At 62.7% G+C, this 491-nt stretch carries 1 protein-coding gene; it reads right to left on the bottom strand.

From position 1 onward, the window contains the following. Nucleotides 1–199 (bottom strand): hypothetical protein (locus G3446_RS27835; RefSeq protein ID WP_209262681.1); only part of this gene is annotated, 199 nt, incomplete at its 3' end. Nucleotides 200–491 lie beyond the last annotated feature (292 nt).

Here is a 491-nt window from a genome sequence, read left to right as displayed (position 1 = left end):
GGCTCTGGTCACGAAGCTCCAGCTTCGTGACCTCGGAGAAGAAGCTCTGCTTCACGAGGGTCGACGCGCCGCCGCACGAGCGCAGGTCCCGTGTCCGTGACGGCTTGGCCCAGCCAGAGCTGACCGAAGTCGACCGAGGTAGCTGCATTCGAGAAGCGGGAGCTTCATCGCGCGGGTGACGAAGCTGGAGCTTCGTCACTAGGGGACTCACCAGTAGACCAGGCTCTGGTCACGAAGCTCCAGCTTCGTGACCTCGGAGAAGAAGCTCTGCTTCACGAGGGTCGACGCGCCGCCGCACAAGCGCAGGTCCCGTGTCCGTGACGGCTTGGGTCAGCCAGAGCTGACCGAGGTAGCTACATTCGAGAAGCGGGAGCTTCATCGCGCGGGTGACGAAGCTGGAGCTTCGTCACCAGTGGACTCACCAGTAGACCAGGCTCTGGTCACGAAGCTCCAGCTTCGTGACCTCGGAGAAGAAGCTCTGCTTCACGAGG

The sequence above is a fragment of the Thiorhodococcus minor genome (assembly GCF_010820565.1).
Classification (GTDB): domain Bacteria; phylum Pseudomonadota; class Gammaproteobacteria; order Chromatiales; family Chromatiaceae; genus Thiorhodococcus; species Thiorhodococcus minor.
Note: the sequence above shows the minus strand (reverse complement) of the source record. Positions and strands in the feature narration are given on the sequence as shown.